The sequence below is a fragment of the Gulbenkiania mobilis genome, assembly GCA_004346645.1.
GTDB lineage: Bacteria > Pseudomonadota > Gammaproteobacteria > Burkholderiales > Chromobacteriaceae > Gulbenkiania > Gulbenkiania mobilis.
The window spans coordinates 46,052-70,552 of sequence record SMDA01000006.1 but is presented as its reverse complement, the minus strand read 5'-3'; the positions used below and the strand labels follow the sequence as shown (position 1 = coordinate 70,552).

At 61.5% G+C, this 24,501-nt stretch carries 24 protein-coding genes and 6 tRNA genes; 13 read left to right on the top strand and 17 right to left on the bottom strand.

The genetic code is table 11. The features are described 5' to 3' along the window. Positions 1-258 precede the first annotated feature (258 nt). Both EV669_RS10220 and EV669_RS10215 read left to right on the top strand, forming a co-directional pair. Positions 259-780 carry a YbaK/EbsC family protein gene (locus tag EV669_RS10220; RefSeq protein ID WP_318271417.1) on the top strand — a complete coding sequence of 174 codons (522 nt, stop codon included), beginning with the start codon at positions 259-261 and terminating at the stop codon, positions 778-780. Between the two features lie 119 nt (positions 781-899). Next, on the top strand, positions 900-1,661 hold the full coding sequence (locus EV669_RS10215; RefSeq protein WP_132098610.1) for a hypothetical protein: 762 nt from the start codon (positions 900-902) through the stop codon (positions 1,659-1,661). Positions 1,662-1,729: 68 nt separating this feature from the next. On the opposite strand, the gene EV669_RS10210 is transcribed toward EV669_RS10215, so the two are convergent. Then, complete coding sequence (locus EV669_RS10210; protein ID WP_132098609.1) at positions 1,730-2,257, bottom strand: Mpo1 family 2-hydroxy fatty acid dioxygenase; 528 nt, start codon at positions 2,255-2,257, stop codon at positions 1,730-1,732. 190 nt (positions 2,258-2,447) lie between these two features. On the opposite strand from EV669_RS10210, the gene EV669_RS10205 reads away from it, so the two are divergent. Next, positions 2,448-3,131, top strand: coding sequence for a glutathione S-transferase (locus EV669_RS10205; protein ID WP_132098608.1), 684 nt, complete (start codon positions 2,448-2,450; stop codon positions 3,129-3,131). Between the two features lie 19 nt (positions 3,132-3,150). Next, positions 3,151-4,461 carry a phthiocerol/phthiodiolone dimycocerosyl transferase family protein gene (locus tag EV669_RS10200; protein ID WP_165922745.1) on the top strand — a complete coding sequence of 437 codons (1,311 nt, stop codon included), beginning with the start codon at positions 3,151-3,153 and terminating at the stop codon, positions 4,459-4,461. A 50-nt stretch (positions 4,462-4,511) separates the two neighbouring features. On the opposite strand, the gene ppnP is transcribed toward EV669_RS10200, so the two are convergent. Both ppnP and EV669_RS10190 read right to left on the bottom strand, forming a co-directional pair. Then, complete coding sequence (gene ppnP, locus EV669_RS10195) at positions 4,512-4,826, bottom strand: pyrimidine/purine nucleoside phosphorylase (RefSeq protein ID WP_054286827.1); 315 nt, start codon at positions 4,824-4,826, stop codon at positions 4,512-4,514. 83 nt (positions 4,827-4,909) lie between these two features. Further along, a complete protein-coding gene (locus EV669_RS10190; protein WP_054286826.1) occupies positions 4,910-5,320 on the bottom strand; it encodes a hypothetical protein in 411 nt (136 codons plus the stop codon). A 161-nt stretch (positions 5,321-5,481) separates the two neighbouring features. On the opposite strand from EV669_RS10190, the gene EV669_RS10185 reads away from it, so the two are divergent. From EV669_RS10185 to rnk, 4 genes are all read left to right on the top strand, one after another. Beyond that, positions 5,482-6,039: a DUF1003 domain-containing protein gene (locus EV669_RS10185; protein ID WP_054286825.1), complete on the top strand. Its 558-nt coding sequence runs from the start codon at positions 5,482-5,484 to the stop codon at positions 6,037-6,039. 65 nt (positions 6,040-6,104) lie between these two features. After that, positions 6,105-6,992 carry a dienelactone hydrolase family protein gene (locus EV669_RS10180; RefSeq protein WP_082446383.1) on the top strand — a complete coding sequence of 296 codons (888 nt, stop codon included), beginning with the start codon at positions 6,105-6,107 and terminating at the stop codon, positions 6,990-6,992. A gap of 110 nt (positions 6,993-7,102) precedes the next feature. Further along, on the top strand, positions 7,103-7,903 hold the full coding sequence (gene map, locus EV669_RS10175) for a type I methionyl aminopeptidase (RefSeq protein ID WP_132098606.1): 801 nt from the start codon (positions 7,103-7,105) through the stop codon (positions 7,901-7,903). Between the two features lie 109 nt (positions 7,904-8,012). Further along, the gene (gene rnk, locus EV669_RS10170) at positions 8,013-8,393 is read left to right on the top strand and encodes a nucleoside diphosphate kinase regulator (protein WP_132098605.1); all 381 of its coding nucleotides are present in this window, start codon (positions 8,013-8,015) and stop codon (positions 8,391-8,393) included. Between the two features lie 83 nt (positions 8,394-8,476). Here rnk and EV669_RS10165 read toward each other — a convergent pair whose 3' ends face one another. From EV669_RS10165 to dnaB, 3 genes are read right to left on the bottom strand one after another with little or no spacing between them, the layout of a single operon-like run. Next, on the bottom strand, positions 8,477-9,085 hold the full coding sequence (locus tag EV669_RS10165) for an alpha/beta hydrolase (RefSeq protein WP_132098604.1): 609 nt from the start codon (positions 9,083-9,085) through the stop codon (positions 8,477-8,479). Beyond that, complete coding sequence (locus EV669_RS10160; RefSeq protein WP_055433708.1) at positions 9,085-9,393, bottom strand: (2Fe-2S) ferredoxin domain-containing protein; 309 nt, start codon at positions 9,391-9,393, stop codon at positions 9,085-9,087. Before EV669_RS10160 ends, EV669_RS10165 begins: the two co-directional genes overlap by 1 nt. 14 nt (positions 9,394-9,407) lie before the next feature. Beyond that, positions 9,408-10,817 carry a replicative DNA helicase gene (dnaB, locus tag EV669_RS10155; protein WP_055433707.1) on the bottom strand — a complete coding sequence of 470 codons (1,410 nt, stop codon included), beginning with the start codon at positions 10,815-10,817 and terminating at the stop codon, positions 9,408-9,410. Positions 10,818-11,094: 277 nt separating this feature from the next. On the opposite strand from dnaB, the gene EV669_RS10150 reads away from it, so the two are divergent. After that, entirely contained in the window at positions 11,095-11,676 is a 582-nt protein-coding gene (locus tag EV669_RS10150) for a superoxide dismutase (RefSeq protein WP_132098603.1), read from the top strand. An 88-nt stretch (positions 11,677-11,764) separates the two neighbouring features. Here the strand turns inward: EV669_RS10150 and EV669_RS10145 are convergent, their stop codons facing one another. The 9 genes from EV669_RS10145 to EV669_RS10105 form a co-directional block, all read right to left on the bottom strand. Continuing rightward, positions 11,765-13,600 carry a SurA N-terminal domain-containing protein gene (locus tag EV669_RS10145; RefSeq protein WP_132098602.1) on the bottom strand — a complete coding sequence of 612 codons (1,836 nt, stop codon included), beginning with the start codon at positions 13,598-13,600 and terminating at the stop codon, positions 11,765-11,767. A 72-nt stretch (positions 13,601-13,672) separates the two neighbouring features. Beyond that, positions 13,673-13,749, bottom strand: a tRNA-Asp gene (locus tag EV669_RS10140). Between the two features lie 6 nt (positions 13,750-13,755). Continuing rightward, positions 13,756-13,831, bottom strand: a tRNA-Val gene (locus EV669_RS10135). Between the two features lie 18 nt (positions 13,832-13,849). After that, the gene (locus EV669_RS10130) at positions 13,850-14,119 is read right to left on the bottom strand and encodes an HU family DNA-binding protein (RefSeq protein WP_054286818.1); all 270 of its coding nucleotides are present in this window, start codon (positions 14,117-14,119) and stop codon (positions 13,850-13,852) included. Between the two features lie 156 nt (positions 14,120-14,275). Continuing rightward, on the bottom strand, positions 14,276-16,690 hold the full coding sequence (lon, locus tag EV669_RS10125) for an endopeptidase La (protein ID WP_132098601.1): 2,415 nt from the start codon (positions 16,688-16,690) through the stop codon (positions 14,276-14,278). 233 nt (positions 16,691-16,923) lie between these two features. Beyond that, on the bottom strand, positions 16,924-18,198 hold the full coding sequence (gene clpX, locus EV669_RS10120; RefSeq protein WP_132098600.1) for an ATP-dependent Clp protease ATP-binding subunit ClpX: 1,275 nt from the start codon (positions 18,196-18,198) through the stop codon (positions 16,924-16,926). 18 nt (positions 18,199-18,216) lie between these two features. Beyond that, positions 18,217-18,840, bottom strand: coding sequence for an ATP-dependent Clp endopeptidase proteolytic subunit ClpP (gene clpP, locus EV669_RS10115; protein WP_072242834.1), 624 nt, complete (start codon positions 18,838-18,840; stop codon positions 18,217-18,219). A gap of 28 nt (positions 18,841-18,868) precedes the next feature. Next, positions 18,869-20,176, bottom strand: a complete 1,308-nt coding sequence (gene tig, locus EV669_RS10110) for a trigger factor (RefSeq protein WP_132098599.1) — start codon at positions 20,174-20,176, stop codon at positions 18,869-18,871. A 519-nt stretch (positions 20,177-20,695) separates the two neighbouring features. Beyond that, positions 20,696-20,779, bottom strand: a tRNA-Leu gene (locus EV669_RS10105). Positions 20,780-20,955: 176 nt separating this feature from the next. On the opposite strand from EV669_RS10105, the gene EV669_RS10100 reads away from it, so the two are divergent. Beyond that, positions 20,956-21,648, top strand: coding sequence for a Bax inhibitor-1/YccA family protein (locus tag EV669_RS10100; RefSeq protein ID WP_054286813.1), 693 nt, complete (start codon positions 20,956-20,958; stop codon positions 21,646-21,648). 65 nt (positions 21,649-21,713) lie between these two features. Here the strand turns inward: EV669_RS10100 and tilS are convergent, their stop codons facing one another. After that, positions 21,714-23,054: a tRNA lysidine(34) synthetase TilS gene (tilS, locus tag EV669_RS10095; RefSeq protein WP_132098598.1), complete on the bottom strand. Its 1,341-nt coding sequence runs from the start codon at positions 23,052-23,054 to the stop codon at positions 21,714-21,716. Further along, positions 23,026-23,991 carry an acetyl-CoA carboxylase carboxyltransferase subunit alpha gene (locus tag EV669_RS10090; protein WP_054286811.1) on the bottom strand — a complete coding sequence of 322 codons (966 nt, stop codon included), beginning with the start codon at positions 23,989-23,991 and terminating at the stop codon, positions 23,026-23,028. Before EV669_RS10090 ends, tilS begins: the two co-directional genes overlap by 29 nt. 227 nt (positions 23,992-24,218) lie before the next feature. Here EV669_RS10090 and EV669_RS10085 point away from each other — a divergent pair. The 3 genes from EV669_RS10085 (at position 24,219) to EV669_RS10075 (ending at position 24,482) form a co-directional block, all read left to right on the top strand. Beyond that, a tRNA-Val gene (locus EV669_RS10085) sits at positions 24,219-24,294 on the top strand. A 6-nt stretch (positions 24,295-24,300) separates the two neighbouring features. After that, positions 24,301-24,377: transfer RNA gene (locus EV669_RS10080), tRNA-Asp, on the top strand. Positions 24,378-24,406: 29 nt separating this feature from the next. Then, positions 24,407-24,482 (top strand) — tRNA-Val (locus EV669_RS10075). Positions 24,483-24,501 lie beyond the last annotated feature (19 nt).

The window sequence follows — 24,501 nt, the reverse complement described above, 5'->3', positions numbered from 1 at the left end:
GTAGCCAACCTGCCCACGGGCAGCCCTTGCTAAGGGAGGCTTCGGCACCGCTACCGGTGCAGCCCCCGGGGCACCGTCTCCCTCATCAGTCCCCCATCCCACTGCAGGCACCGCTGCCCATGGTAACCGAGCCTGCGACGGAGGATTTGCACCCGCTGGAAGCCGGGCCAGCCGCACCTTCGGCCTCCCGTGCCAAAGCAGCGCCCCGTACCGGCCACGGGCGCACCGGCGCAAGACGCCGGCCTTAGTGCTTGCGACATGAAAGACGCCCTGGCCCGCTTTCTGCCTCTGCATGGGCTGACGTACAGCCGCTTCGAGCATCCGCCGGTCTACACCTGCGAGGACGCGTGGCACCTCGCGCCGGAACTACCGGGGGCCGAAACCAAGAACCTGTTCCTCTGCGAGGTCAAGGGACGGCGCCATTTCCTGCGCGCGCTTCCCGCCACTGCCACTGCCGACCTGCGGCTACTTTCCGATGTGCTGGAAGTAAAGAGGCTGCGCCTGGCCTCGGCGGACGGGCTCCTGCATCATTCGGGGTCTGACCCCGGTGGCCGTCACGCTGCTGGCGGCCTTCAACGATCCGGACAGTGCCGTGGAGATAGTGTTGAACCGCCGGCTCTGGTTGGCCGAAGCCGTGCTATGCCATCCGCTTATCAATACCGAACCCCTCGCTTTGCCCCACGATCACTGGCACGCTTTCTCGCACTCACCCGGCGCCCCCCGCGCAGCGTGGACATGTCTCAGCCTGCTTCGTCTGCCCGCCAGCCTGCTGATCCTTAAGGGTTTATTCTACGGCCATGGCTGGCAGGCATCGGTTTTGCCAATGGTTTTCTGCCGTCTCTTCCCGTGCTGCGCACGCCCGGGAAGGCATGTCTTTTGACAAGAAAGGAAACCGACCGATGAAAAAACCGATGACTGCCGTAAAAACTCTCACCATCGCTGCCCTGATGGCCCTGGCCGCAGGCCCCGCAATGGCCGCCTCGGCCACCACCACGGTGGTGAGCGAAACCACCACCCTCACCCCGGTGGACCCGTCCAGCGTCAGCGTGCTGCCGGACGGTACCGTAGTTGCCCAGCCCGGCGGTGTGCCGGTACAGCAGTACAGCACCACCGACACCGTCACCACTACCACGAATGGTCAAGGTGGCACCAATACCCAGGATTACCGTATCGGCCAAGGCCAGCCTGCCTCGCAGGGGCAAGTGCATGGTCAGGGCAGCCAAGCACAGCAGCCGCATACCCCGATGCACGGGCAACAGAGCCAGATGCAAGGCCAGCCTGGGAAAATGCCGGCCCAAGGTGTTCCCGACACCCAGTCGCTACTGCCCAAGCCGATGACCTCCGAGCAAGGGGTGGAGTACATCTCCGGGGGGGTGGGCGATGCCTCGCAGAAGGCGATGAACAGCGCCCGCGGCTACAACCTTAAGCTGACCTTTGCCGCACCCACCGGCGAATATCTGGCCGACGTGCAGGTGCGCGTCGTGAACGCCAAGGGTCAGACGGTTCTGGATACCGTTTCCACCGGCCCGCTGCTGTATGCCAAGCTACCGGCCGGTAGCTATCGCGTCACGGCCGCCGTCAACGGTCAAGAGCAGACCCGCAAACTGACCGTATCGTCCAAGAAAGCTGCATCCACCGCCTTCACCTTCAAACAGAAGTAAGGCAGCACTACAAAGCGAACACGGCCCCGGTCCTGGCTGGACCGGGGCCGTGCGTTTGCAAGAACGGATCAGGCTGGCAGTTTCAACCTGCGCCCCTGGCGCACCGGCCCCGCTGCCGCCTCGATTTGGGTGGCTACCTCGCGCCGCCAGCCCAGCATGAACGCCCACTCGGCCACGATGAACAGCGGACCGATCAAGAGGCCGATCAGGTCGTCTACGAAAGCCGGCTTGCGCCCTTCGAACAGATGACCCAGGAACTGCAGCATCCACCCCATCAGGAAAAGTCCGGCAGCCACCACCAGCCACAGTGGGGTGGGCATGGCGGCCACCGCCACCCCTGCCCAGAGTGCCAACCCCATGAAGGCCAGCATCGCCCAGCCAAAGCCTCGGTCCAGCCGGAAGTAGTACACCAGCGTGGCGAGGACGGCCGCGTGCGCCGGCGTCAACAACAGCGGCCCCAGCGCCCACTGGGGACGGCCCAGAAGCGCAGCGACAGCGATCACGATCAGCGGGATGCCGAAGAAGTGGGTGAGAATGTTGCGGCGGTCGCGATGGTAGGCCGCATACTGGATCAGGTGTTCGTTGAGCGTCTTCATCGGCTGGCTCCCTGAGCACGGATGATCGTGCCCTGCTGGTAAACAGTGTGGTGGGGGGCTCTTGGCCGGCCCTTTCACGCATTCTGGCGTCATTGTACGCCTTCAGCCATGCTGTACGGCGACGGCGCTCGCTGGTGAGGGCAGAGGGCCTCGTTTAGCATGCCCCCGTATGTTGCAACAAGGAACCCCCGTGCTGACCGTCCACCACCTGAACAACTCGCGCTCGCAGCGCATCCTGTGGCTGCTCGAAGAATTGGGCGTGCCCTATGAGATTCGTCCCTACCAGCGCAACCCGGAAACCCTGCTCGCGCCGCGCACCCTGAAGGGCGTGCACCCCTTGGGCAAGGCACCGGTCGTCACCGATGGCGACATCACCGTCGCAGAATCGGGCGCCATCATCGAATACCTGGTCGACACCTACGGGGCTGGCCGGCTCAAGCCGGCCGTGGGCACCCCGGCAAGAAGGCAGTACACCTATTGGCTACACTACGCCGAAGGCTCGCTGATGCCCTTGCTGCTGATGAAGCTGGTGTTCTCGCGCCTGTCGCATCCGCCGATGCCGGTGCTGCTGCGGCCCATGACCGGCATGATCGCCCGCAGCGTGAGCGAGCGCTATCTGCAGCCACAACTGGCCCAGCACTTCGCCCACATCGAAACCAGCCTGGCCACCAGCGGCTGGTTCGCCGGAGACGAACTGACGGCAGCCGACATACAGATGAGCTTCCCGCTGGAGGCGGCAGCGGCTAGCATGCAGCAGGTAGAGCGCTACCCGGCCATCCGTGCCTTTCTCACCCGCATCCGCGATCGCCCCGCCTACCAGCGGGCGCTGGAAAAAGGCGGCGAATATGGTTTTGCGCTCCGTTCGCCCGATTGATTTTCTAGACGCAACCGTCATGCCCGTTACCGCCCCTGCCCGCCCGCTGGACCCGGCCGAACGCTTCTTCTGGATGCTGGACCGGCTCTCCACCATGAACTTCCTTGTCCTGGCCGAACTGGCCGGTCACGTGGAGCCCGCCACGCTCAAGGCTGCACTCGACCGTGTACAGGCCTGCCATCCGATGGCCCGGGTGCGCATCGACCGGTCCGCGGCCGGCGACCTGGAATTCGTGCCGGACGTCACACCCATCCCCTTGGCGGTACAGGTCACCACCGCCCGCGAGGATGCGCTGGCCGCCACGCTGGCCTGGCGCTTTCAGCCCAACGAAGCGCCACTGATCCGTGCACTGTGGTTGCCCGCCGAAGGCGGAGGCTGGCTGGCCCTGACCTTCCACCACGCCATTGCCGATGGCCGGTCGGCCATGGCTTTCCTCCAAGAGGTGCTCGCAGCTGCGGCTGGCGAGCAGGTAGAGACCACACATCCGCTCCACCCGCCCCTGCATGCGCTTTATCCGCCACAGTGGCAGGCGGAGGCTCGCGGTGAGGCGGCGCAGTCGGTGCGTCAGGCACGCAAGGCCGCGCTCAAGCGCCACGGCCGCCCCGAGACGCTGCCAGCGCACCGGCCTTCGGCCAACCCGGCCCACCCCGCTCTGGCGCGCATCCTGTTGTCGGCTCCGACGACCAGCGCCCTGCAACGCTGCGCCCGCGCGGCAGGCACCACGGTGCACGGTCTGATCGGTGCTGCGCAACTTTTGGCACTCTGTCAGACGTTTGGGGATGCCGCCGCGCACGTCCTGTCGCTGACGAGCCCGGTGGATCTGCGCGCCAGCTTGGTGGAGCCGGTCAGTCCGGCCACGCCGGGCTTTTATGTCAGCCTGCTCACCACCAACGCGCACGTGATGCCGGGCGCCGACCTCAAGGACCTGGCCCGGACATTGAGCGATGACATCCGTCTGCAGCGCGAGCGCGGAGACGGCCATCTGCTGTATGAGATGATGGCGCCGCTGATTGCCCTGCCCGCCACCGACGCCGGCCTGGCCGCGTTTGGCGAGGCAGTGCTCGCCACGCCGCCGTCCTCGCTCGTCAGCAATGTGGGCGTGATCGAAGGTCCCGCCCTGCTGGAGGGGCTGACGGTAGAACGTCTGTCTTTTGCACTGTGCCCGATGCCCTACCAGCCGCTTTTCACCGCGGTCAGCACCTGGCGCGGCGAGATGACGCTCAATCTCAACTGGGATGCTGCCCGGCTGGAAAGCTCCGCGGCCCTAAAGGTGCGTGAGGCGATGGCACATCACCTGCACACCCTGTCCGCCTCGGCCATCGAAGCCTGACACGCAAAAAAGGCGACCCGTGGGTCGCCTTGTCCTGTCCGCCAGACGGCTCAGCCGTAATGGCACACATAGTGCAGCGTCTCGCTCACCTCGATGGTGAAACTGCTGTCGGCCTCGACATGGAAGGCGTCGCCCGCGCGGTAATCGCTGGCGGTGGTCTGCCCCGCAAGCGTGACGCTACAGACCCCCTCGATGACCTCGATCACCTCCGGCGCAGCGGTGTTGAACACCAGCTTGCCCGGCAGGATCACCCCAACCGACTTGCGACTGCCATCGGGCAGGGTAATGGCATGGCTGACGCACTTGCCTTCGAAATAAACATTCGCCTTCTTGCTGACGCTGACGTTGCTGAATTGCTGCTCCATGGGTTCTCCGTGTCGGTATGCCAAGGGCTTATCGCTGCCCGTCCGACAAGTTAACCATAAGCGGCCGCCCAGGTCACGCCCGCTCAATAGAAGCGCACCGGCTCTCCGTCGCGTCCGAAGGCCACATAGCGGCTGATGTCACCGCCGGTGCGCACCGTCTGCACCATGCGCTTGAGTGCCTGGTCCACCTCTTCGGCCGAGGGCGGCTCGCTGCCCTTACCCGAGAGCGCCGCCACGAACACCATCAGCCATGGCTGCCCGGTGGCTTCGGACTCCTCGCGCAGCGCGTCAAAATCGCCCACTTCATCCGGGTGCTTGTCCACGCATAGCATCGGTTCAAGTACGCCGCCTTCGCCACGTTCGAAATGCAGACGCTCCTCCGGGGTGGCATCCTCGGGCAGGACTGCGTCCACGAACACGAACAGCAGGCGCTGCGGGCTACTCTGCTGGCGCGCAGCCTGCAGTAACTGGGAAAAATCTTTCAGGGTGGTCATCAGACGACAATCCCGTGGCAGTAAAAGCCTCATTGTAGGCGAGCCGGCGGATTTGCCCATCCACCGGATGACGGAGGCGCGCCCGCTTCTGCCGGAACCGGGCAGGACGTCAACCTCCGGCGTTGCCGACCGTTAGCCAGAGAGCCCCAAGGAGATGCAGCATGACCCAAGACAACAAACACATCCGCTACCTTGCAGAACACCTGCTCCACACCGGCGTAAACGACCTGACCGACCGGGAAAGGCACGCCCTGCTGCGAATCGCCCGCAAGCTGCAGGCCAACCGCAGCGACCAGCCCCTGCACGACCCTGGGCTGACTTTCGGCGAGCGGCTAGCCGACCGTGTAGCCGAATTCGGTGGTTCGTGGACCTTCATCACGCTGTTCGGGGCTTTCCTGTTCGGCTGGGCGCTCGTCAACACCGAGATCCTCGGAGCGCGGGCATTCGACCCCTACCCTTACGTGTTTCTCAACCTCGTGCTGTCGATGCTGGCCGCGATCCAAGCCCCGATCATCATGATGTCGCAGAACCGGCAAGCCGCGCGTGACCGGATGACAATGCTGCGCGATTTCGAGGTAAACCTGAAGGCGGACGCTTCGATTGATGAACTTCATCGCCGTCTGGACCATCTGACCTGGCAGGTGCTGTCGGACCTGGATGCCATCCGCCGCACCCTGCGCCCCGCGCCCCCGGAAGAAGAAGCTCCGCCACTGCAGTAACTGGGCGCGCCTTGCCACCGCCACCGTCGCACCGACCATTGCGGCGGGCACGACAGGAGACCCCCATGACGATCGATAAAGACAACCAGACTCTTCCCACCGAACGTACCCAGGCCTCGGCTCACAATGACGGGCGTCGGGCTTTCCTGTCATTTACCCTCGCCTCGGGTTTTGCCATGGCAGTCCAGCCTGTGATGGCCGGCGCGATTACCACCGACGGTACCGGCCTGCTCACCTCGACAGTTGCCATCCCGGTCAGCAGCGGTATGCTGCCCGCCTATCAGGCACGCCCCGCCGAGGCCAAGGGGCTATTGCCGGTGGTGCTGGTGGTGCAGGAGGTCTTCGGTGTGCACGAACACATTCAGGATCTGTGCCGGCGCTTGGCCAAGTCAGGCTATCTGGCCATCGCGCCGGAACTCTACTTTCGCCAAGGGGACCCGCGGGCTTACAAGGCTATCGGCGACCTGGTCTCGAAGCTGGTCAGCCGGGTGCCGGACCAGCAGGTAATGGCTGATCTCGATGCCACCCTCGCCTGGGCTTCGGCCAACGGGGGAGACAGCGAGCGTGCCGCGGTGACTGGCTTCTGCTGGGGTGGACGCATCGTCTGGCTGTACGCCGACCACAACCCACGCCTGAAGGCCGGAGTGGCCTGGTACGGTAAGCTGGCCGCCGAGCGGACCGAGAACACGCCCATCCAGCCGGTCGACGTGGCGACACGCCTCAAGGTACCGGTGCTGGGCCTTTATGGCGGCGAGGATGCCAGCATCCCACACGACACCATCGAGGCGATGCGCGCTGCGCTGCTGAACGCGCCGGCGCGTTCCGAGATTCGCGTATACCCCGACGCCGGCCACGGCTTCAATGCCGACTACCGACCCAGCTACAACGCGCCCGCCGCCACAGACGGCTGGGCACGGATGCTCGAATGGTTCACCCACCACGGCGTCCGTTAGACAGCTTTTGCCGAAAACCTTACCGGGCGGCCCGCCTCTGGGCCGGCTGCCCCTTCGCGGCGGGATTTGTTATCATTGTTTATTGCAATGGAAAACCGAGCTGACGATTGATGGCTATCACCCTCAAAACCCCGGAAGACATCGAGAAGATGCGCGTAGCCGGCCGCCTGGCAGCCGAAGTGCTGGACTACATCACCCCATTCGTGAAACCTGGCGTGACCACGGAAGAGCTGGACCGCCTCTGCCACGACTACATGGTGAACGTACAGGGCACCATTCCCGCTCCGCTCAACTACGCTCCGGACGGCAGCAACCCCTACCCCAAGTCGATCTGCACCTCGATCAACCACGTCATCTGCCACGGCATCCCCAATGACAAGCCGCTCAAGAGCGGCGACATCATGAATATGGACATCACCGTGATCAAGGATGGCTACCACGGCGATACCAGCCGGATGTTCTACGTGGGCGAGGTGAGCGAACACGCCCGCCGCCTGTGCAAGATCACCTACGAATGCATGTGGAAAGGGATCGAAAAGGTGAAGCCGGGCGCGCGCCTGGGAGACATTGGCTATGCCATCCAGCAGCATGCAGAAAACGCCGGCTACAGCGTGGTGCAGGAATTCTGCGGCCACGGCATCGGCAAGAAATTCCACGAAGAACCGCAGATCCTGCACTACGGCCGGCCTGGCACCGGGCTGGGACTCCAGGCGGGGATGATCTTCACCATTGAGCCGATGATCAACCAGGGCAAGCGCCATCTGCGCATCCTGGGCGATGGCTGGACGGTGGTGACCAAGGACCGCAGCCTTTCCGCCCAGTGGGAGCACACCGTCCTGGTCACCGAAACCGGCTACGAGATCCTTACCACGTCGGAGGGCACGCCGCCCAAACCGGTTTTCAGGCACTGATGAAGCCGCCCCGCCAGCGGGGACGGAAACGGAAGGAAGGCGTGGCCGGGGCCACGCCTTCTGCTTTTTGGCAAGCCGCCAGCAAGGCGCAACCACGAGGAGGTATAACATGTCCATCCAACAGCCCAGCATCACCGTTTCCACGAGGGACCTCGAGCGTCTGAGTACCCTGCTTGCAGGCGCGGCGGGCCAAACCGAGGCCGGCCGCGCACTGGAGGCAGAACTGGACCGTGCCCACGTAGTGGAGGACGACGCCTTGCCTGGGGATGTGGTGGCCATGCACCGCCGCGTCCGATTCTCGCAAGAGGACGGCCCCTGCCGCGAGATGACGCTGGTGTACCCGCATGAGGCCGATGCCGAACAGGGCCGCATCTCGGTGCTGGCCCCAGTAGGCAGCGCACTGCTCGGGCTGTCGGTCGGCCAGCGCATCCGTTGGCCGTTGCCCTCGGGCGCGCACACCATCCTGACCATTGAGGCGGTCACCGCCTGACCGGCCGATACCGCCCCAGTCCAAGGGTTGGCCGAAAAGAAAACGGGCAGCCTGTGGGCTGCCCGTCTTGCATGCAATGGCGTTTACCAGCAGCGCTGGATGGTCTGCGCCAGCGGCACAAGCCGCCCGTGAAAGAAGTGACCGGTCCCCGGAAACACAATCACCGGCAAGGCTTGCGGACGGGCCCAGTCCAGCACCGCCGACAGCGGAATCACCTCATCTTTCTCGCCATGGATCACCAAGGTGTCTGCCGGCACCGGGGGGGTGGGAATGGCGTACTTCCCGACGGCCACGCCCATCAGCAACAACTTGTCGGACGTGACGCGCTCGCGGGCACGGGCCGCCACAAAGCCGCCAAACGAGAACCCCGCCAGCGCCAGCGGCAGATCACCGTGCAGGCTGCGCGCATGCGCCACCACCGCCAGCACGTCGTCCACCTCGCCGACGCCATGGTCGTGCAAGCCCTCGCTCTCCCCGACGCCCCGCAGGTTGGGGCAGTAGCAGACGTACCCCATCTGTGACAACGCCTTGGCAGCGGTCTGCACCACCTTGTTGGAATGGGTGCCGCCTTGCAGCGGGTTGGGATGGCAGATCACCGCGATCCCGCTGGGCGGCGTTTCCGGGGCCACAACGATGGTATCCAGCCGGCCCACAGGCCCGGCGATCACGGTCTTGGGAGGGTGTTTCAGCATCAGACACGCAGCCTTTCCACCACCCGGCCCTGTCGGAGGTGACTGTCCAGGATTTCATCCAGGTCCTCGGTATCGACAAAGGTGTACCACACCGCCTCCGGGTAGATCACCATCACCGGTCCGTCATCACAGCGTCCCAGGCACCCCGCCTTGGAAACGCGCACCTTGCCGGGTCCGGCCAGCCCTGCCGCCTTTACGCGGTCCTTGAAATAGCCCAGCAGTGCAGGCGTGCCGTGATTGGCACAGCAGTCTTCGCAGCCCGAACGCTGGTTGGTGCAAATGAAAACATGCTTGTCGAAAAAGCTCATGTCGCCCTCCCGGCTTAGGAATCATTGTCCGCCCAGCCCTGCGCACCATGCAGAGCGGCATTGTCGAACTTGGCGTAATGTCCGAGGAACGCCAGCCGCACCGTGCCCGTGGGGCCGTTCCGGTGCTTGCCGATGATCGCTTCGGCCAACCCCTTTTCCGGGGTGTCCGGATTGTAGTACTCGTCCCGGTACATGAAAATGATCAGGTCGGCATCCTGCTCGATCGCGCCGGATTCACGTAGGTCGGACATCATCGGGCGTTTGTTGGGACGCTGTTCCACTGCGCGCGAGAGCTGCGACAGTGCGATCACCGGTACCTGCAACTCCTTCGCCAGCCCCTTCAGACCACGGGAAATCTCGCCCAGCTCCGCGGTTCGGTTGTCGCCCCGGCCAGAGCCGGACATCAGCTGCAGATAGTCGATGACGATCAGGCCCAGCTTTCCGCCGTGCTGGCGGGCCAGGCGGCGCGCCCGGGCGCGCAGTTCCAGCGCAGTCAGAGCGGGGGTCTCATCGATGTACATCGGCGCATCGGAGAGCTTGCCGATGGCGTAGGTCAGCTTGCTCCAGTCCTCGTCCTGCAGCTTGCCGGTGCGTAGCACGTGCTGGTCCAGCCGACCGACCGACCCGAGCATACGCATCACCAGCTGGGCACCCCCCATCTCCATCGAGAACACGGCCACCGGCAAGTGCTGCTCCACGGCCACATGCTCGGCAATATTCATCGAGAAGGCCGTCTTGCCCATCGACGGACGCCCAGCCACGATGATCAGGTCACCAGGCTGCAAGCCGGAGGTCTTGCTATCCAGATCGATGAAACCGGTGGGGATGCCGGTCACCTCGTCGGGGTTGTCGCGGCTGTAAAGCATGTCGATGCGCTCCACCACCTCCTTGAGCAGGTTGGGCATTTCCAGGAAGCCCTGCTTGGACTTGGCGGTGGATTCGGCGATCTGGAACACCTTGCCCTCTGCTTCGTCCAGCAGCTGGGCGGCATCCCGACCCATCGGCGCATAGGCCGACTCAGCGATTTCGGTCCCCACCTGCGCAAGCTGGCGCATGATCGAGCGCTCACGCACAATCTCGGCATAGCGGCGAATGTTGGCAGCCGAAGGCGTGTTTTGCGCCAGCGAGGCCAGATAGGCCAGCCCGCCGGCATTCACCAGCTCAGCGCTCTTGTCGAGGCTTTCGGCCACCGTCACTACGTCGGCCGGCCGTGATTGCTCGATGAGTTTGGCGATCTCCTTGTAGATGAGCCGGTGATCCTGCCGGTAGAAGTCGCCTTCGGCCACGACGTCTGCAATCTTGTCCCAGGCACTGTTGTCGAGCAGCAGGCCACCTAGCACGGATTGCTCGGCCTCGACAGAATGCGGCGGGGTGCGGATGGCCAGCGTTGCGCTGTCCATCACGGTGTCTATCAGTTCGTTCATCTGGGGGTTTCTGCGGCGGCTGTACGGACAGCCGCAAGGAAATCGGAGGTGCAATTCTAACAGGCTTGCCAGCGCCGAACCCTCGGGCATGCAAATGAAGCAATCGGCATACGCGAGCGTCCTGGCACACGCTACCGGCAAACACGGCCACGCCTGCCACAGGCCCGGCCTTTAGTCTACTTATTTAGTCAACTATTGGCCAGAAACGGCCCTTCCAGTAAAATGACGGTTTAGGCCAACCGCCTAAGCGGCTTACTTTCTCAACAAGGAGAGCATGATGGAACACAAACTGCCGGAACTGCCGTACGCCCTGGATGCCCTGGAACCGCACATCTCCCGCGAAACTCTGGAGTTCCACTACGGCAAGCACCATCAGACCTATGTCACCAACCTGAACAACCTGATCAAGGGCACCGAGTTTGAGAATGCCTCCCTTGAAGAGATTGTGAAAAAGTCCTCCGGCGGCATTTTCAACAATGCCGCCCAAGTCTGGAACCACACCTTCTACTGGCACTGCCTGGCACCCAATGCCGGTGGCGAGCCGACCGGTGCGCTGGCCGAGGCCATCAACGCCAAGTGGGGCTCGTTCGAAGAATTCAAGAAAGCTTTCAATCAGGTGGCGATCAGCACTTTTGGCTCCGGCTGGGCCTGGCTGGTAAAAACCCCGCAGGGCGAACTGGACCTGGTTTCCACCAGCAATGCCGCCACTCCGCTGGCTAGCGACAAGACGGCGCTGCTGACCTGTGACGTGTGGGAGCATGCCTACTACATCGACTACCGCAACAGCCGCCCCAACTACATGGACAACTTCTGGAAGCTGGTGAACTGGAACTTCGTGGCACAGAACTTCGCCGCCTGATCCCTCCCGCAGCAGAAAGGCCCCGTAAAGGGGCCTTTTTTGTTGCCAGTTGAAGGGGCAGACCGTCTAGTCTGCCTCACCTTCAAAGTTACTGTTCGGTGGCCAGCTTGCCCATGACTACCGGGTACTTCTGCCGCAGAGACTCCAGATAAGCCGCCACCTGGGCGTTGGCGTACATCTCGGATACCACCTGAGAGAGCTGGGCCTTTTCCTGCGGCTGGCTGGCCTGCCCGGCCTCTACCTTTTCCACCCGGTAGATTACATAAGTGCCGTTGTCACGCTTCACGCCGGCATAGCCGGGCAACTTGCCACTGGGCACTGCAAACACAGCACGGACTTCGTTCAGACCTAAATCCCCCAGGGCACGCCTGGAAATACTCAGGGGTTGGCCGAAGGCCGGCAGACCGGCGGGCTGAGTACCCTGGCGCAGGGCCGCCAACACGGCCTCACCCTGCTTTTCGGCAAGCTTCGCGCTTTCCTTAGCCAACAGCTCTTGGCGGATGGCGTCCTGCACTTCGGCAAGGGGCAGCTGGCGGGCCGGACGATGCTCCTTGGCACGCACCACCACCATCACGCCATTGGCAGCCTCCACCGGCTCACTGTTGTGCTTGCCCTTGATGACATCATCGCTGAAGGCTGCTTCCAGCACCTTCGGACTGGCCAGCACGCCTTGCGCGCCTTGGGCGCCGCGCCCCACCCAATCGCTGGTCTGGATCTCCAGCTTCAGACCTTCGGCCACAGCCTTGAGCGAATTGGGCTGCTGATAGGCAAGCTCAGCCAGTTTTTCGTTCTGACTGCGGAAGAGTCCGGCCGCCTTCTGGCGCTTGAGCTTCATCTCGATTTCCGGCTTCAGCTTGGCAAGGTCGGCGCCTTTGACCTCTTCCAGGCGCAGGATGTGATAACCGAACTCGGTTTCCACCACCTCGCTGATCTGCCCCGGCTTCATGCGGAAGGCCACATCCTCGAAGGGCTTAACCATCATGCCCTTGCCAAAGAAGCCCAGGTCCCCGCCGTTGGCGGCAGAGCCCGGGTCCTGCGAACGGGCCTTGGCCAGTTCGCCAAAGCGCCCGGGGTTGGCGCGCACCTCTTTGAGCAAGGCCTCAGCCTCGGCACGCACCTTGGCGCGGGCAGCCGCCGGAGCATCTTTGGGCACAGCCAGAAGGATGTGCGCCACACGCCGCTCCTCGCTTGTCAACTCATTGCGATGCTGGTCATAGTATTGCTGAACTTCGGCATCCGTGACGGTCTGCGCTTCAGCCAAGGCTTCCTGCGTGAGCATGACGTACTCGAGCCTCACCGCTTCAGGCGCTTGGAAGCGCTTGGTATTGGCTTGGTAGAAAGCTTTGACCGCTGCATCGTCCACCTTGGCCTGCGTCATGTAATCCGTCGGATTGAACACTGCACGGCTCACAAAACGCGTCTCGCCCATCACTTGTCCCAAGCGACTCAGCAATGCGCCTGACACCAGTTGTTCGTTGGCAAACGGGGCCAGCGCCCCCTGCAGCAGCAGGTCCCGGCGCACCTGAGCTTCGAAAGCGGCAGGCGAAGGATAGCGGTTGGCCAGGAATTCCTTGTACTTGGCCTGGCTGAATTTACCGTTGTCCTGGAAGGCGGGAATGGAGGCGATCGCCTGGCGCAGCTGTTCCGGCGATACGGCCACATGCGCATCACCGGAAGCGGCAAGCAGCAGCTCCTGACGGATCAGGTTTTCCAGTACCGCCTGACGAACTGCCGCGTCAGCCGGTCGCCCCTCCAGGGCACGGTCCAGATCCTGCTTTACGATCTTGGCATGGCCGACCTTGGCCAGATAGGGATCTTCCACGACGGAAGAGTAACTGCCGACACCAAAGCCGACAAAAGTCAGGGCAATCGCCCCCAGGATTACCTTGATGGCTAACTTGTTGTTCTCGACAAACTCGAACATGGCTGTATGGCGTAGCGCCGTTCCGGTAAAAAAAAAGGTGAACGACGATCCGTTCACCTTTTTGTCTGTATCTGGCGGAGCGGACGGGACTCGAACCCGCGACCCCCGGCGTGACAGGCCGGTATTCTAACCAACTGAACTACCGCTCCGGACCTTGGTGGGCGTTGACGGAGTCGAACCGCCGACATTCTGCTTGTAAGGCAGACGCTCTACCAACTGAGCTAAACGCCCGGGAAGACTAGACGCAGATTATAGGGCGTCTTTCAGTGCCTTGCCAGCACGGAATTTCGGGGAACGCGCGGCCGGGATGGTGATGGTGTCGCCGGTCTTGGGGTTGCGGCCGCTACGCTCGGCACGCTCGCCCACGTAGAAGGTGCCGAAACCGACGAGGGTCACGGTATCGCCTTTTTTCAGGGCTTCGGTTACGGCGTTGATCATGCCTTCCAGTGCTTTGGCGGCAGCGCCTTTCGGGAGGTCGGCCTCTGCGGCGATCGCATCAATCAGTTCAGACTTGTTCACGTAAGTCCCCTTTCGTCGTTCTTCGGTCTGGGTCGTTCGGATAAAAACCGCTTGCTTTATAACAAGCCCAAAATCCTTGTGTCAAGCGGCTTCCAGCGGCATTCTGCCACGCTGTCATGCGCACTGGAAGCCTTGACAGCCAGCCCCGAACGCGAATCAATGGGTTACGAGGGGAGCGGGAGGTTCCTGACCGTTGGCGGGCGGTGCCACATCCTTCGAAGCACCCTCTTCCAGAGGCGCCGGCATGCGTTCCAACGCCAGTGCCAGCACTTCGTCGATCCACTTCACAGGATGGATCTCCAGCTTTTGTCGCACACTACCCGGGATGTCGGCCAGGTCTTTGGTGTTGCCTTTGGGGATCAACACATGCTTGATGCCACCGCGATGGGCGGCCAGCAGCTTCTCCTTGAGGCCACCGATCGGCAGCACCTCACCCCGCAGAGTGATCTCGCCGGTCATGGCGACATCTTTGCGCACCGGAATACCCGTCAGTACCGATACCAGCGCCGTGGTCATCGCGATGCCCGCGGAGGGACCATCCTTAGGGGTGGCCCCCTCAGGGACATGGATATGCATGTCGTGCTTTTCGTAAAAGTCGGCGCGGATGCCCATGCGCTGCGCACGGCTACGCACCACCGACATGGCAGCGGTAATCGACTCCTGCATCACCTCTCCCAGCTGGCCGGTACGGATGATGTTGCCCTTGCCAGGCAAGGCAGCCGCTTCCACCGTCAGCAGTTCACCACCCACTTCGGTCCAGGCAAGCCCGGTGACCTGGCCGATGCGGTTTTCCTCTTCCGCCACGCCGTAGTCGTAGCGTCGTACACCTAGATATTTGTCCAGGTTCTTGGCCCCTACTGTGGTCCTTGCCGAACGCGTCTTGCCTTCCGCATGGCTCTTGACTACCTTGCGGCAGATCTTGGCGATCTCACGATCCAGCCCGCGTACACCGGCCTCTCTGGTGTAGTAGCGAATGATATCGCGCACTGCGGACTCTTGGATCACCACCTCGTCTTCGGCCAACCCGTTGGCCTTTTTCTGCTTGGGCACCAAGTACTTAAGCGCGATGTTGACCTTTTCTTCCTCGGTGTACCCGGACAACCGGATGATCTCCATCCGGTCCAGCAGCGCCGGCGGAATGTTCAGCGAGTTGGCAGTCGCAACGAACATCACATCCGAGAGGTCGTACTCCACTTCGGCGTAATGGTCGACGAACGCATGGTTCTGCGAAGGATCGAGCACTTCCAGCAGTGCCGAAGCCGGATCACCCCGGAAATCAGCGCCCATCTTGTCCACTTCATCCAGCAGGAACAGCGGATTCTTCACGCCGGTCTTGGTGATGCTCTGTAGCACCTTGCCCGGCATGGACCCAATGTAGGTACGTCGATGCCCCCGGATCTCAGCCTCGTCTCGCACGCCACCCAGCGCCATGCGGATGAACTTACGGTTGGTGGCCTTGGCGATCGACTCGCCCAGCGAGGTCTTGCCCACCCCTGGCGGTCCGACCAGGCACAGGATTGGCCCCTTGAGTTGATCGACCCGCTGCTGTACGGCCAAGTATTCGATGATGCGTTCCTTAACCTTCTCCAGACCAAAGTGGTCCTCGTCCAGCACGCTTTCGGCCTGGGCGATATCCTTGTTAATCTTGGTCTTCTTCTTCCAGGGAAGCTCGACCAAGGTATCAATGTAGTTGCGCACCACCGTGGCTTCGGCCGACATCGGCGACATCATGCGTAGCTTCTTGAGCTCGCCATTGGCCTTGTCGCGCGCTTCTTTGCTCATGCCGGCGGTGCGGATACGTTTCTCAAGTTCATCAAGATCGGAGGTTTCGTCCAGTTCCCCCAGCTCTTTCTGGATGGCCTTGACCTGTTCGTTCAGGTAGTACTCGCGTTGGCTCTTTTCCATCTGCCGCTTCACCCGGCCACGGATGCGCTTTTCCACCTGCAGGATGTCGATTTCGCTTTCCAACTGCGACAGCAGGTGTTCCAGGCGTGCCTTCGGCTCGAACATCTCCAGAATTTCCTGCTTCTGTTCGATCTTAAGAGGTAGATGGGCGGCCACAGTGTCGGCCATGCGTCCGGCAGACTCGATACCAGACAGCGAAGACAGAATTTCTGGCGGAAGCTTTTTGTTCAGCTTGACGTAGTTCTCGAACTGGGCCAGCAATGCACGACGCATTGCCTCAGCCTCGGTGGAGTCTTCCTCGTCTTTCTCCACTTGGCGGATAGAGGCAAGAAAGCTCTCCTCATTCTCTTCGATGCGGTCCACGAGCGCGCGATGGCGTCCCTCGACCAGGACCTTCACGGTACCGTCGGGCAGCTTCAGCATCTGCAGCACAGTCGCCACCGTTCCAACGGTGTGCAGATCTTCTGCAGCCGGCTCATCCTTGGCGGCGCTGCGCTGGGCCACCAGCAGGATCTGCTTGCCCTCGTCCATGGCGATCTCGAGCGCACGGATGGACTTGGTACGGCCTACAAACAGCGGGATCACCATGTGCGGGAAGACCACCACATCCCTCAATGGAAGAAGGGGTAGTACGGTGTCTTCTGGAAATTCTGCGGGTTGCGGCATATCACCTAACCTTGCTTGTGAACGATCCGAGGGAAATGGGGGGCAAACCTATCAAATCAACCTCCCCATACTAAAACAGTTCTATTTGGGACGAAAAGTGCGAAAAACCGCTTGTGCACTTTCCTGCAAAAAACATGCGTAGCTGTCTGGCGCGCAAACTGGGGGAACTCCCCGCACGAGAAAGAAAAACGCCACGGTTACCCGTGGCGTCTGGCTGACAGCTGGCGTGGGCATTAGGCCGACTGCAAGCCGTCCTCTTCCTTGTGCAGGTAGAGCGGCTTCTCGCCCTTTTCGATGACCTTCTCATCCACCACGACCTTGTAGACACTCTCCAGTGAAGGCAGTTCATACATGGTATCCAGCAGAGCCCGCTCGAGGATGGAGCGCAGGCCACGTGCTCCGGTCTTGCGCGCCAGTGCCTGCTTGGCGATGGTGCGCAGCGCCGACGGGCGCACTTCCAGTTCCACACCTTCTAGCGAGAAGAGGCGCTGATACTGCTTGACCAGGGCATTCTTTGGCTGGGTGAGGATAGTGACCAGTGCCTCTTCGTCCAGCTCCTCCAAGGTGGCTACCACTGGCAGACGCCCAATCAGTTCCGGAATCAGGCCGAACTTGATCAGATCTTCCGGTTCGGCATCGCGGAACAGCGCTGTCAGCGATCGCGTTTCGTCCTTGGAGCTCAGCTCGGCACCAAAGCCGATTCCGCCCTTCTCCGAACGGCGACGGATGATCTTGTCCAGCCCATCGAACGCACCACCGCAAATGAACAGGATGTTGGTAGTGTCGACCTGGATGAACTCTTGGTTAGGATGCTTGCGCCCCCCTTGCGGCGGGATGGAAGCCACCGTACCCTCGATCAACTTGAGTAGTGCCTGCTGCACCCCTTCCCCGGACACATCCCGAGTGATGGAAGGGTTTTCGGACTTGCGTGCAATCTTATCGATCTCGTCGATGTAAACGATGCCCCGCTGGGCCTTGTCCACATCGTAATCACATTTCTGCAGCAACTTCTGGATGATGTGTTCGACATCCTCCCCCACATAACCGGCCTCGGTCAGCGTGGTGGCATCGGCAATCACGAAAGGCACATCCAGGAGCCGGGCCAGCGACTGGGCAAGCAGCGTCTTGCCTGAACCGGTGGGACCGATGAGCAGAATGTTGCTCTTGGCAATCTCCACATCTTCGGGTGTGCTGGGAGTGCGCAAGCGCTTGTAGTGATTGTACACCGCCACCGACAGCGTCTTCTTGGCATACTCCTGTCCGATGATGTACTGGTCCAGGTCGGTACGAATTTCCTGCGGCGTGGGAAGGCGAGAGGCCTCCCCGTCAACAGTAGCCTCGCCCACGGTGGCATTTTCCAGCTCTTCGCGGATGATGTCGGTGCAAAGGTCCACGCACTCATTACAAATGAAGACCTGAGGTCCCGCAATCAGCCGCTGCACTTCGTGCTGGCTCTTGCCGCAAAACGAGCAGAAAAGCAGTTTCTCGTTGCCGTTCTTATCAGACATCGGCGTAAAGCCCTTTCATCAGGCGCGCAAAGCGTCGCGCGCGGCCAGCATCTTGTCCACCAAACCGTACTCGACCGCCTCTTCGGCCGACATGAAGTTGTCGCGCTCGGTATCGTGGGCGATCTTCTCGATCGGCTGACCGGTGTGCTTGGCCATCAGTTCGTTCATGCGCGCCTTAATCTTCAAAAGCTCGCGAGCATGAATCTCGATATCGGTGGCCTGACCGGACAGCCCGCCGATCAGCGGCTGGTGAATCATCACCCGGCTGTTCGGCAGCACGAAACGCTTATCCTTGGCCCCTGCCGACAGCAGGAACGCCCCCATGCTTGCGGCTTGGCCGATGCACAAGGTGGAGACGTCCGGCTTGATGAAGTTCATCGTGTCGTAGATCGACATGCCGGCCGTAATCGAACCGCCAGGCGAGTTAATGTACAGATGAATATCCTTGTCCGGGTTCTCCGATTCCAGGAACAGCAGCTGTGCAACGATCAGATTGGCCGACTCATCGGTTACGGGTCCAACCAGGAAAACGATACGCTCCTTGAGCAGGCGCGAATAGATGTCATAGGCGCGTTCGCCACGACCGCTCTGCTCAACCACCATCGGTACGAGATTCAAGGCTTGGGGTTCCATAAGATTCATCGGCCACTCCGGTTATACCTGATCAGGATCAGGCGTTGTTACCCATCAGTTCGTCGAAAGCCAGCGGCTTTTCAACAACATTGGCCTTGGACAGGACAAATTCAACCACGTTGTCTTCCAGAACCATGGAAGTCGGGCCTTCCAGGCGGTCCGGGCTAGCGTAATACCACTTCACGACCTCTTCCGGCTGCTCGTAGCTGTCGGCAAATTCCTCGATCATGGCCTTGACCTGCTCGGGCTTGGCTTCCAGCTGATTGGCTTCAACCAGTTCCGACAGGATCAGCCCGAGCGCAACGCGACGCTCGGCCTGCTGCTGGAAGAGCTCCGGCGGGAAGGGCATGTCCTGCACCTTCATACCACGCGACTCCAGATCGCGACGGGCCTGTTCGATCAGCCGACCGACTTCCAGCTGCACCAGAGACTTTGGCAGTTCGATCTCGGTCACGTCCAGCAGGGCCTGCATCACGTTTTCCTTCACGCGAGCGGACAGGCGGCGCTTGCTCTCGCGCTCGACATTTTTGCGAATTTCGGCGCGCATTTTCTCAACGTCGCCGTCGGCGATGCCGAGCATCTTGGCGAAATCGGCATCCACTTCCGGCAGCTGGGCTTCAGCCACGTTCTTCACGGTAATTTCGAACACGGCCTTCTTACCGGCCACTTCCTTGCCGTGATAGTCCTCGGGGAAGGACACTTCCACGCTCTTGGTCTCGCCTTCTTTCATGCCGGTGACACCGGTCTCGAAGTCAGCCAGCATCTGACCCTGACCCAGGACGAAGGGAAAGTTCTCTGCAGAGCCGCCTTCAAACGGTACGCCATCGATGGTGCCCTTGAAGTCGATGATTACGCGGTCACCACTGGCGGCCTCGCGCTCGACACGGCTGTAGCGGGTGCGCTGCTTGCGCAGGATGTCGACGGTCTTGTCAACCTCTGCCTCGGTCACCTCAGCCACCGGCTTCTCGATGTCCTTGCCGGTCAGATCGCCCACCTTCACTTCGGGGTAAACCTCGAAAGTGGCTGCGAACTTGAAGGTTTCCTTGTCGCCCTCATTATTCACCGGCTCGAAACGCGGGTAGCCAGCCACGCGCAGCTTTTCTTCACCGACCGCCTTGTAGAAGGCCTGCTGGACCTGCTCGCCGAGCACTTCCTCGCGCACTTGCGCACCATAATTCATTTCGACGATTTTCATCGGCGCCTTGCCCGGGCGAAAGCCCTGGATCTTGGCATTGCGGGCTACGCGCTTGAGGCGCTCGCCAACTTGGGCATCGATTTCGGCCATGGGCAGGGTGATGCTGATGCGGCGCTCGAGAGTGCTCAACGTTTCCAGCTGTACTTGCATGTCCAATCCTTAACGGTGTTTCGTATCTTTTATATGTTACCGGCAGCATACCGGCGGCCAGACGCGCTGCGACACAGATACCGGAGGGCTTTCTGACGGGCCACTTCGGCGGCCAAGCCAGCCCGTGTGCGGCTTGATCAAGAGGCCGAGTTTAGCGCAACACCGGTTTTTCTCCAACCGCCGGGCACGTCGCCTGTCGCAGGCGACGGACAACAAAAAATCCACTTTTGCGGTTTGCCGCAAACAGTGGATTCAGGTCCAGACTGCCCAGCGCCTGGTGCTGTGCTTCACGTAGTTCAAGGGAAGCACCCCTTGCTTACCGTCCCTTTGCAAGCTTCTAGCCCTTTACCCAAAGCGGCTCTCTTGCTGCCTGCGTTAGGACAGTGCCTGGAACGACTCTGGAATACCGCGACTCAAACACGGGAAGCCCTGCAAAAACGCAAGCAGCGAGAACAAATAAAACTGTAAATTCATGTACTTACTTGAATTTACATGCTTTGCGTGCATCCTAGCCTTGCGTGGTGCGAGAGGAGGGACTCGAACCCTCACGCCATAGGCGCTGGAACCTAAATCCAGTGCGTCTACCAATTCCGCCACCCTCGCCCGGGACGGGTGTCTCAGTTGTCACCCTTGGAGGCTGCGCAGGATACCCCAGCGCAGTCACGCGCGCAAGACGGAATGGGCCGATGCACTTGAAACTTTTTCCGGTTCAGGCACTCTATTTGCGCACAAGAAGCAAAAACATCCCTTGTTTTGCCCTCTCAGGAGATCTATCGCATATGCAGCCTACCTTCCAAACCCAGTACCAGACGACGTCTGTTGGCAGCGTGCGCCAAAAGGTACTGCGCAATACCTACATGCTGCTGGCCATTTCGCTGATCCCCACGGTGATTGGTGCCGCGGTCGGCGCCAACATGAGCTTTGCGTTCATGATGGGTAGCCCGATCGTCTCCACCCTGCTGATGCTTGCAGTGATCTACGGACTCTTCTTCGCCGTTGAGAAGAACCGTGACAGTGGCGTGGGTGTGGCGCTGCTACTTTTGCTGACCTTCGTGATGGGCGTGCTGCTTGGCCCCTTGCTGCAGGTGGCCCTCAGTTTGGCCAATGGCCCACAACTGATCATGACCGCCGGCGGCGCCACCGCTGCGGTGTTCTTCGTAATGGCCGCAATCGGCACCACCACGAAGCGCGATCTGTCGGGCTTGGGCAAGTTCCTGACCGTAGGGGCCGTGGTGCTGATGATCGCTGTCGTGGCCAACATCTTCCTGCGCCTGCCGGCTCTGCAGTTGACCATTGCCGCTGCCTTCGCACTCTTCAGCTCGCTGATGATCATGTGGGAAGTGAAAAACGTGGTGGACGGTGGCGAAACCAACTATATCTCCGCCACGCTTTCGATCTTTATCAGCGTTTACAACCTGTTCTCCAGCCTGCTGCAGCTGCTGATCGCCTTCTCGGGCAACAGCCGCGACTGACCACAACGAAGCACTTGCCTTACATTCAAACGCCCGGAAGTTTCCGGGCGTTTTTCATGAGGCGATCAGGACGCATCGGGCTGCCACTCGGGCCACCAGCCTAAGCGGTCATCCTGCCACGCTGACGAAACCGCCACCCCAACGACGGCAATAAGCTCCTCGTCCAGAAACAGCAGTGGCCAGCCAGGACGCAGCACCGCCGGCACCCCTGCCTCTTGAAACAGGGTTTTCAGTGGCTTTCGGCCAACCTTCTGCTGCAGGCGCTCGCCGCCGGCCCGCAGCTTCAGACACACCCTTCCCTCGTGCCAGACGCCCTCCTTCAGCCCACCCGGCTTGCGTTGCCAGCTGATGCACCCGCCCCACCCCTCTGGCCGCCAACGTGGCACCTCCTCTGGTAAAGGCACAGGCCCTTCTTGCCGAGTGGTCTTCTCCGACCCCACGGCCTTCAGGTGACGTAGCGTCTGCCCGTCCGAAACCAGCCAGCCGTCCATCATGGCTCTCTGCCAGCGCTGGGTCGCGGCCAGCATGCCCTGAACGACACGCAACTCTTCCGGCCGCGGCAGGCGGGCCTGCGGGTGGAGGCCCTCCAGCCAGGTCAGCAGCAGATTACGCTGCCGAGCAGGCGACAGCTTCCGCAGGCCTACCAGGCTCAGGCCTTCATCTGTATAAACGTGTTGGAGATCTTCGGCCGCCACTTCATCAAGGATGGAGGCCGCGTCGGCCATACGGGCCGCCAATCCCACCGCATGGCTACGGTAGTGCGGCACGGCCGCTTCAATCTGAGGCAGGAGCGTGTGTCGCAGCCAGTTACGACGGTAAACGAGACTGTCGTTGCTTTCGTCCTCCACCCACGAGAGGCCGTGCGCGCAGGCATAGGCTTCGATCTCGACACGGCGCACACCTAGCAGCGGCCGCCATAACGGGGGGTGTACGCCGGGCTGCCAGACGGGCATTGCCGCCAAGGCACGTGGGCCGCCGCCACGCAGCGCCTGCAGCCACACGGTTTCCACTTGGTCGTCACAGTGATGCGCCAGCACCAGAAGGTTGGCCGAAGAACGGGCAAAGGCCGCATAGCGCACTCTGCGCGCCTCGGCTTCGACACTCTTGCCAGCCGCCATGGCTACGCTGACGTGTTCGATGCGCAGGGATACCCCCCGACTCGCACACAGCTCCCGACAGAAGTCTGCCCACGCATCTGCATTGGGGCTGAGCCCATGATGCACATGCACGGCCGTGACCTGCGGCCCACCTTCAGCCCGCCAGCGACAGCACAGGTCGAGCAACACCACCGAATCGCAGCCGCCACTTAAGCCAACCTCCAAAACAGAAAGGCCGGAATCAGATTCCGGCCAGCTGGCGATCAGTCGCTGCAGAAGGTCAGGCTGCTTCTTCCCGGTAGCGGCCATATTGCATCAGGCGATCGAAACGGTTCTTGAGGAGTAGCTCCGTCGGCTGGGTGTTCAGATCCTTCAGTTGCTCCTGCAGCACGCGCCGCAGGGCATTCATCATCTGCGCATGATCGCGGTGCGCCCCACCGAGCGGCTCGCTCACCACGCGATCAACCAGCCCCAGTGTCTTGAGTCGGTTGGCGGTGATGCCCAGCGCCTCGGCAGCGTCGGATGCGCGCTCGGCGGTTTTCCAGAGAATGGACGCACAGCCTTCCGGCGAAATCACCGAATAGGTGGAGTACTGCAGCATGTTGACGTAGTCACCCACGGCGATGGCCAGGGCGCCGCCAGAGCCCCCTTCCCCGATCACCGTGCAGATCACCGGCACGCGCAGCTTTGCCATTTCGTACAGATTGCGGCCGATGGCCTCAGACTGGCCCCGCTCTTCGGCGCCGATACCAGGATAGGCGCCGGGGGTGTCGACAAAGGTCACTACGGGCAGGCCAAACTTTTCGGCCAGCTTCATTAAGCGCAGCGCCTTGCGGTAGCCCTCCGGACGGGGCATGCCGAAGTTGCGATAGATCTTTTCTTTGGTGTCGCGCCCCTTCTGGTGCCCGATCACCATCACCGCCTGCCCGTTGAAACGGGCCATGCCACCGACGATGGCCGGATCGTCCGCAAAGCTGCGGTCGCCGTGCAGTTCGTGAAAATCGGTGAACAAGCCCTGGATATAGTCCAGGGTGTAGGGACGCTGGGGATGACGCGCCACCTGCGAAATCTGCCAGGGCGTTAGTTTGCCGTAGAGGGCCTTGGTCAGCTCCTGGCTCTTCTTCTGCAGCCGGGCGATTTCTTCGGAGATATCCAGAACGGAGTCGTCCTGAACAAAGCGTAATTCTTCGATCTTGTTCTCGAGCTCGGCGATCGGTTGCTCAAAATCGAGAAAGGTTGGTTTCATTCTGTCCATCTTCCGAGAAGAATAAGCGGCCAATCATACATGAGCCCCGAAAAAATCGTCACCCCCTCTGTCGGACAAAATTCAATCAAAACAGTCGTTCGAACGGAGCAGTCCCAGAGCAAACCGAACAATTTCACCGCCCCCTCTTGCGCAAGCCAAAGTGCTGTGTTTTAATTCGCCACCTCGCCGGACGCAAACCAAAACGCGGCGAATTAGCAGAACTTATCGGGCGTTTAGCTCAGTTGGTAGAGCGTCTGCCTTACAAGCAGAATGTCGGCGGTTCGACTCCGTCAACGCCCACCAAGGTTCGGAGTGGTAGTTCAGTTGGTTAGAATACCGGCCTGTCACGCCGGGGGTCGCGGGTTCGAGTCCCGTCCACTCCGCCAACCTCATAATTCAGCAGTACCCGATTTCCGGGCGTTTAGCTCAGTTGGTAGAGCGTCTGCCTTACAAGCAGAATGTCGGCGGTTCGACTCCGTCAACGCCCACCAAGGTTCGGAGTGGTAGTTC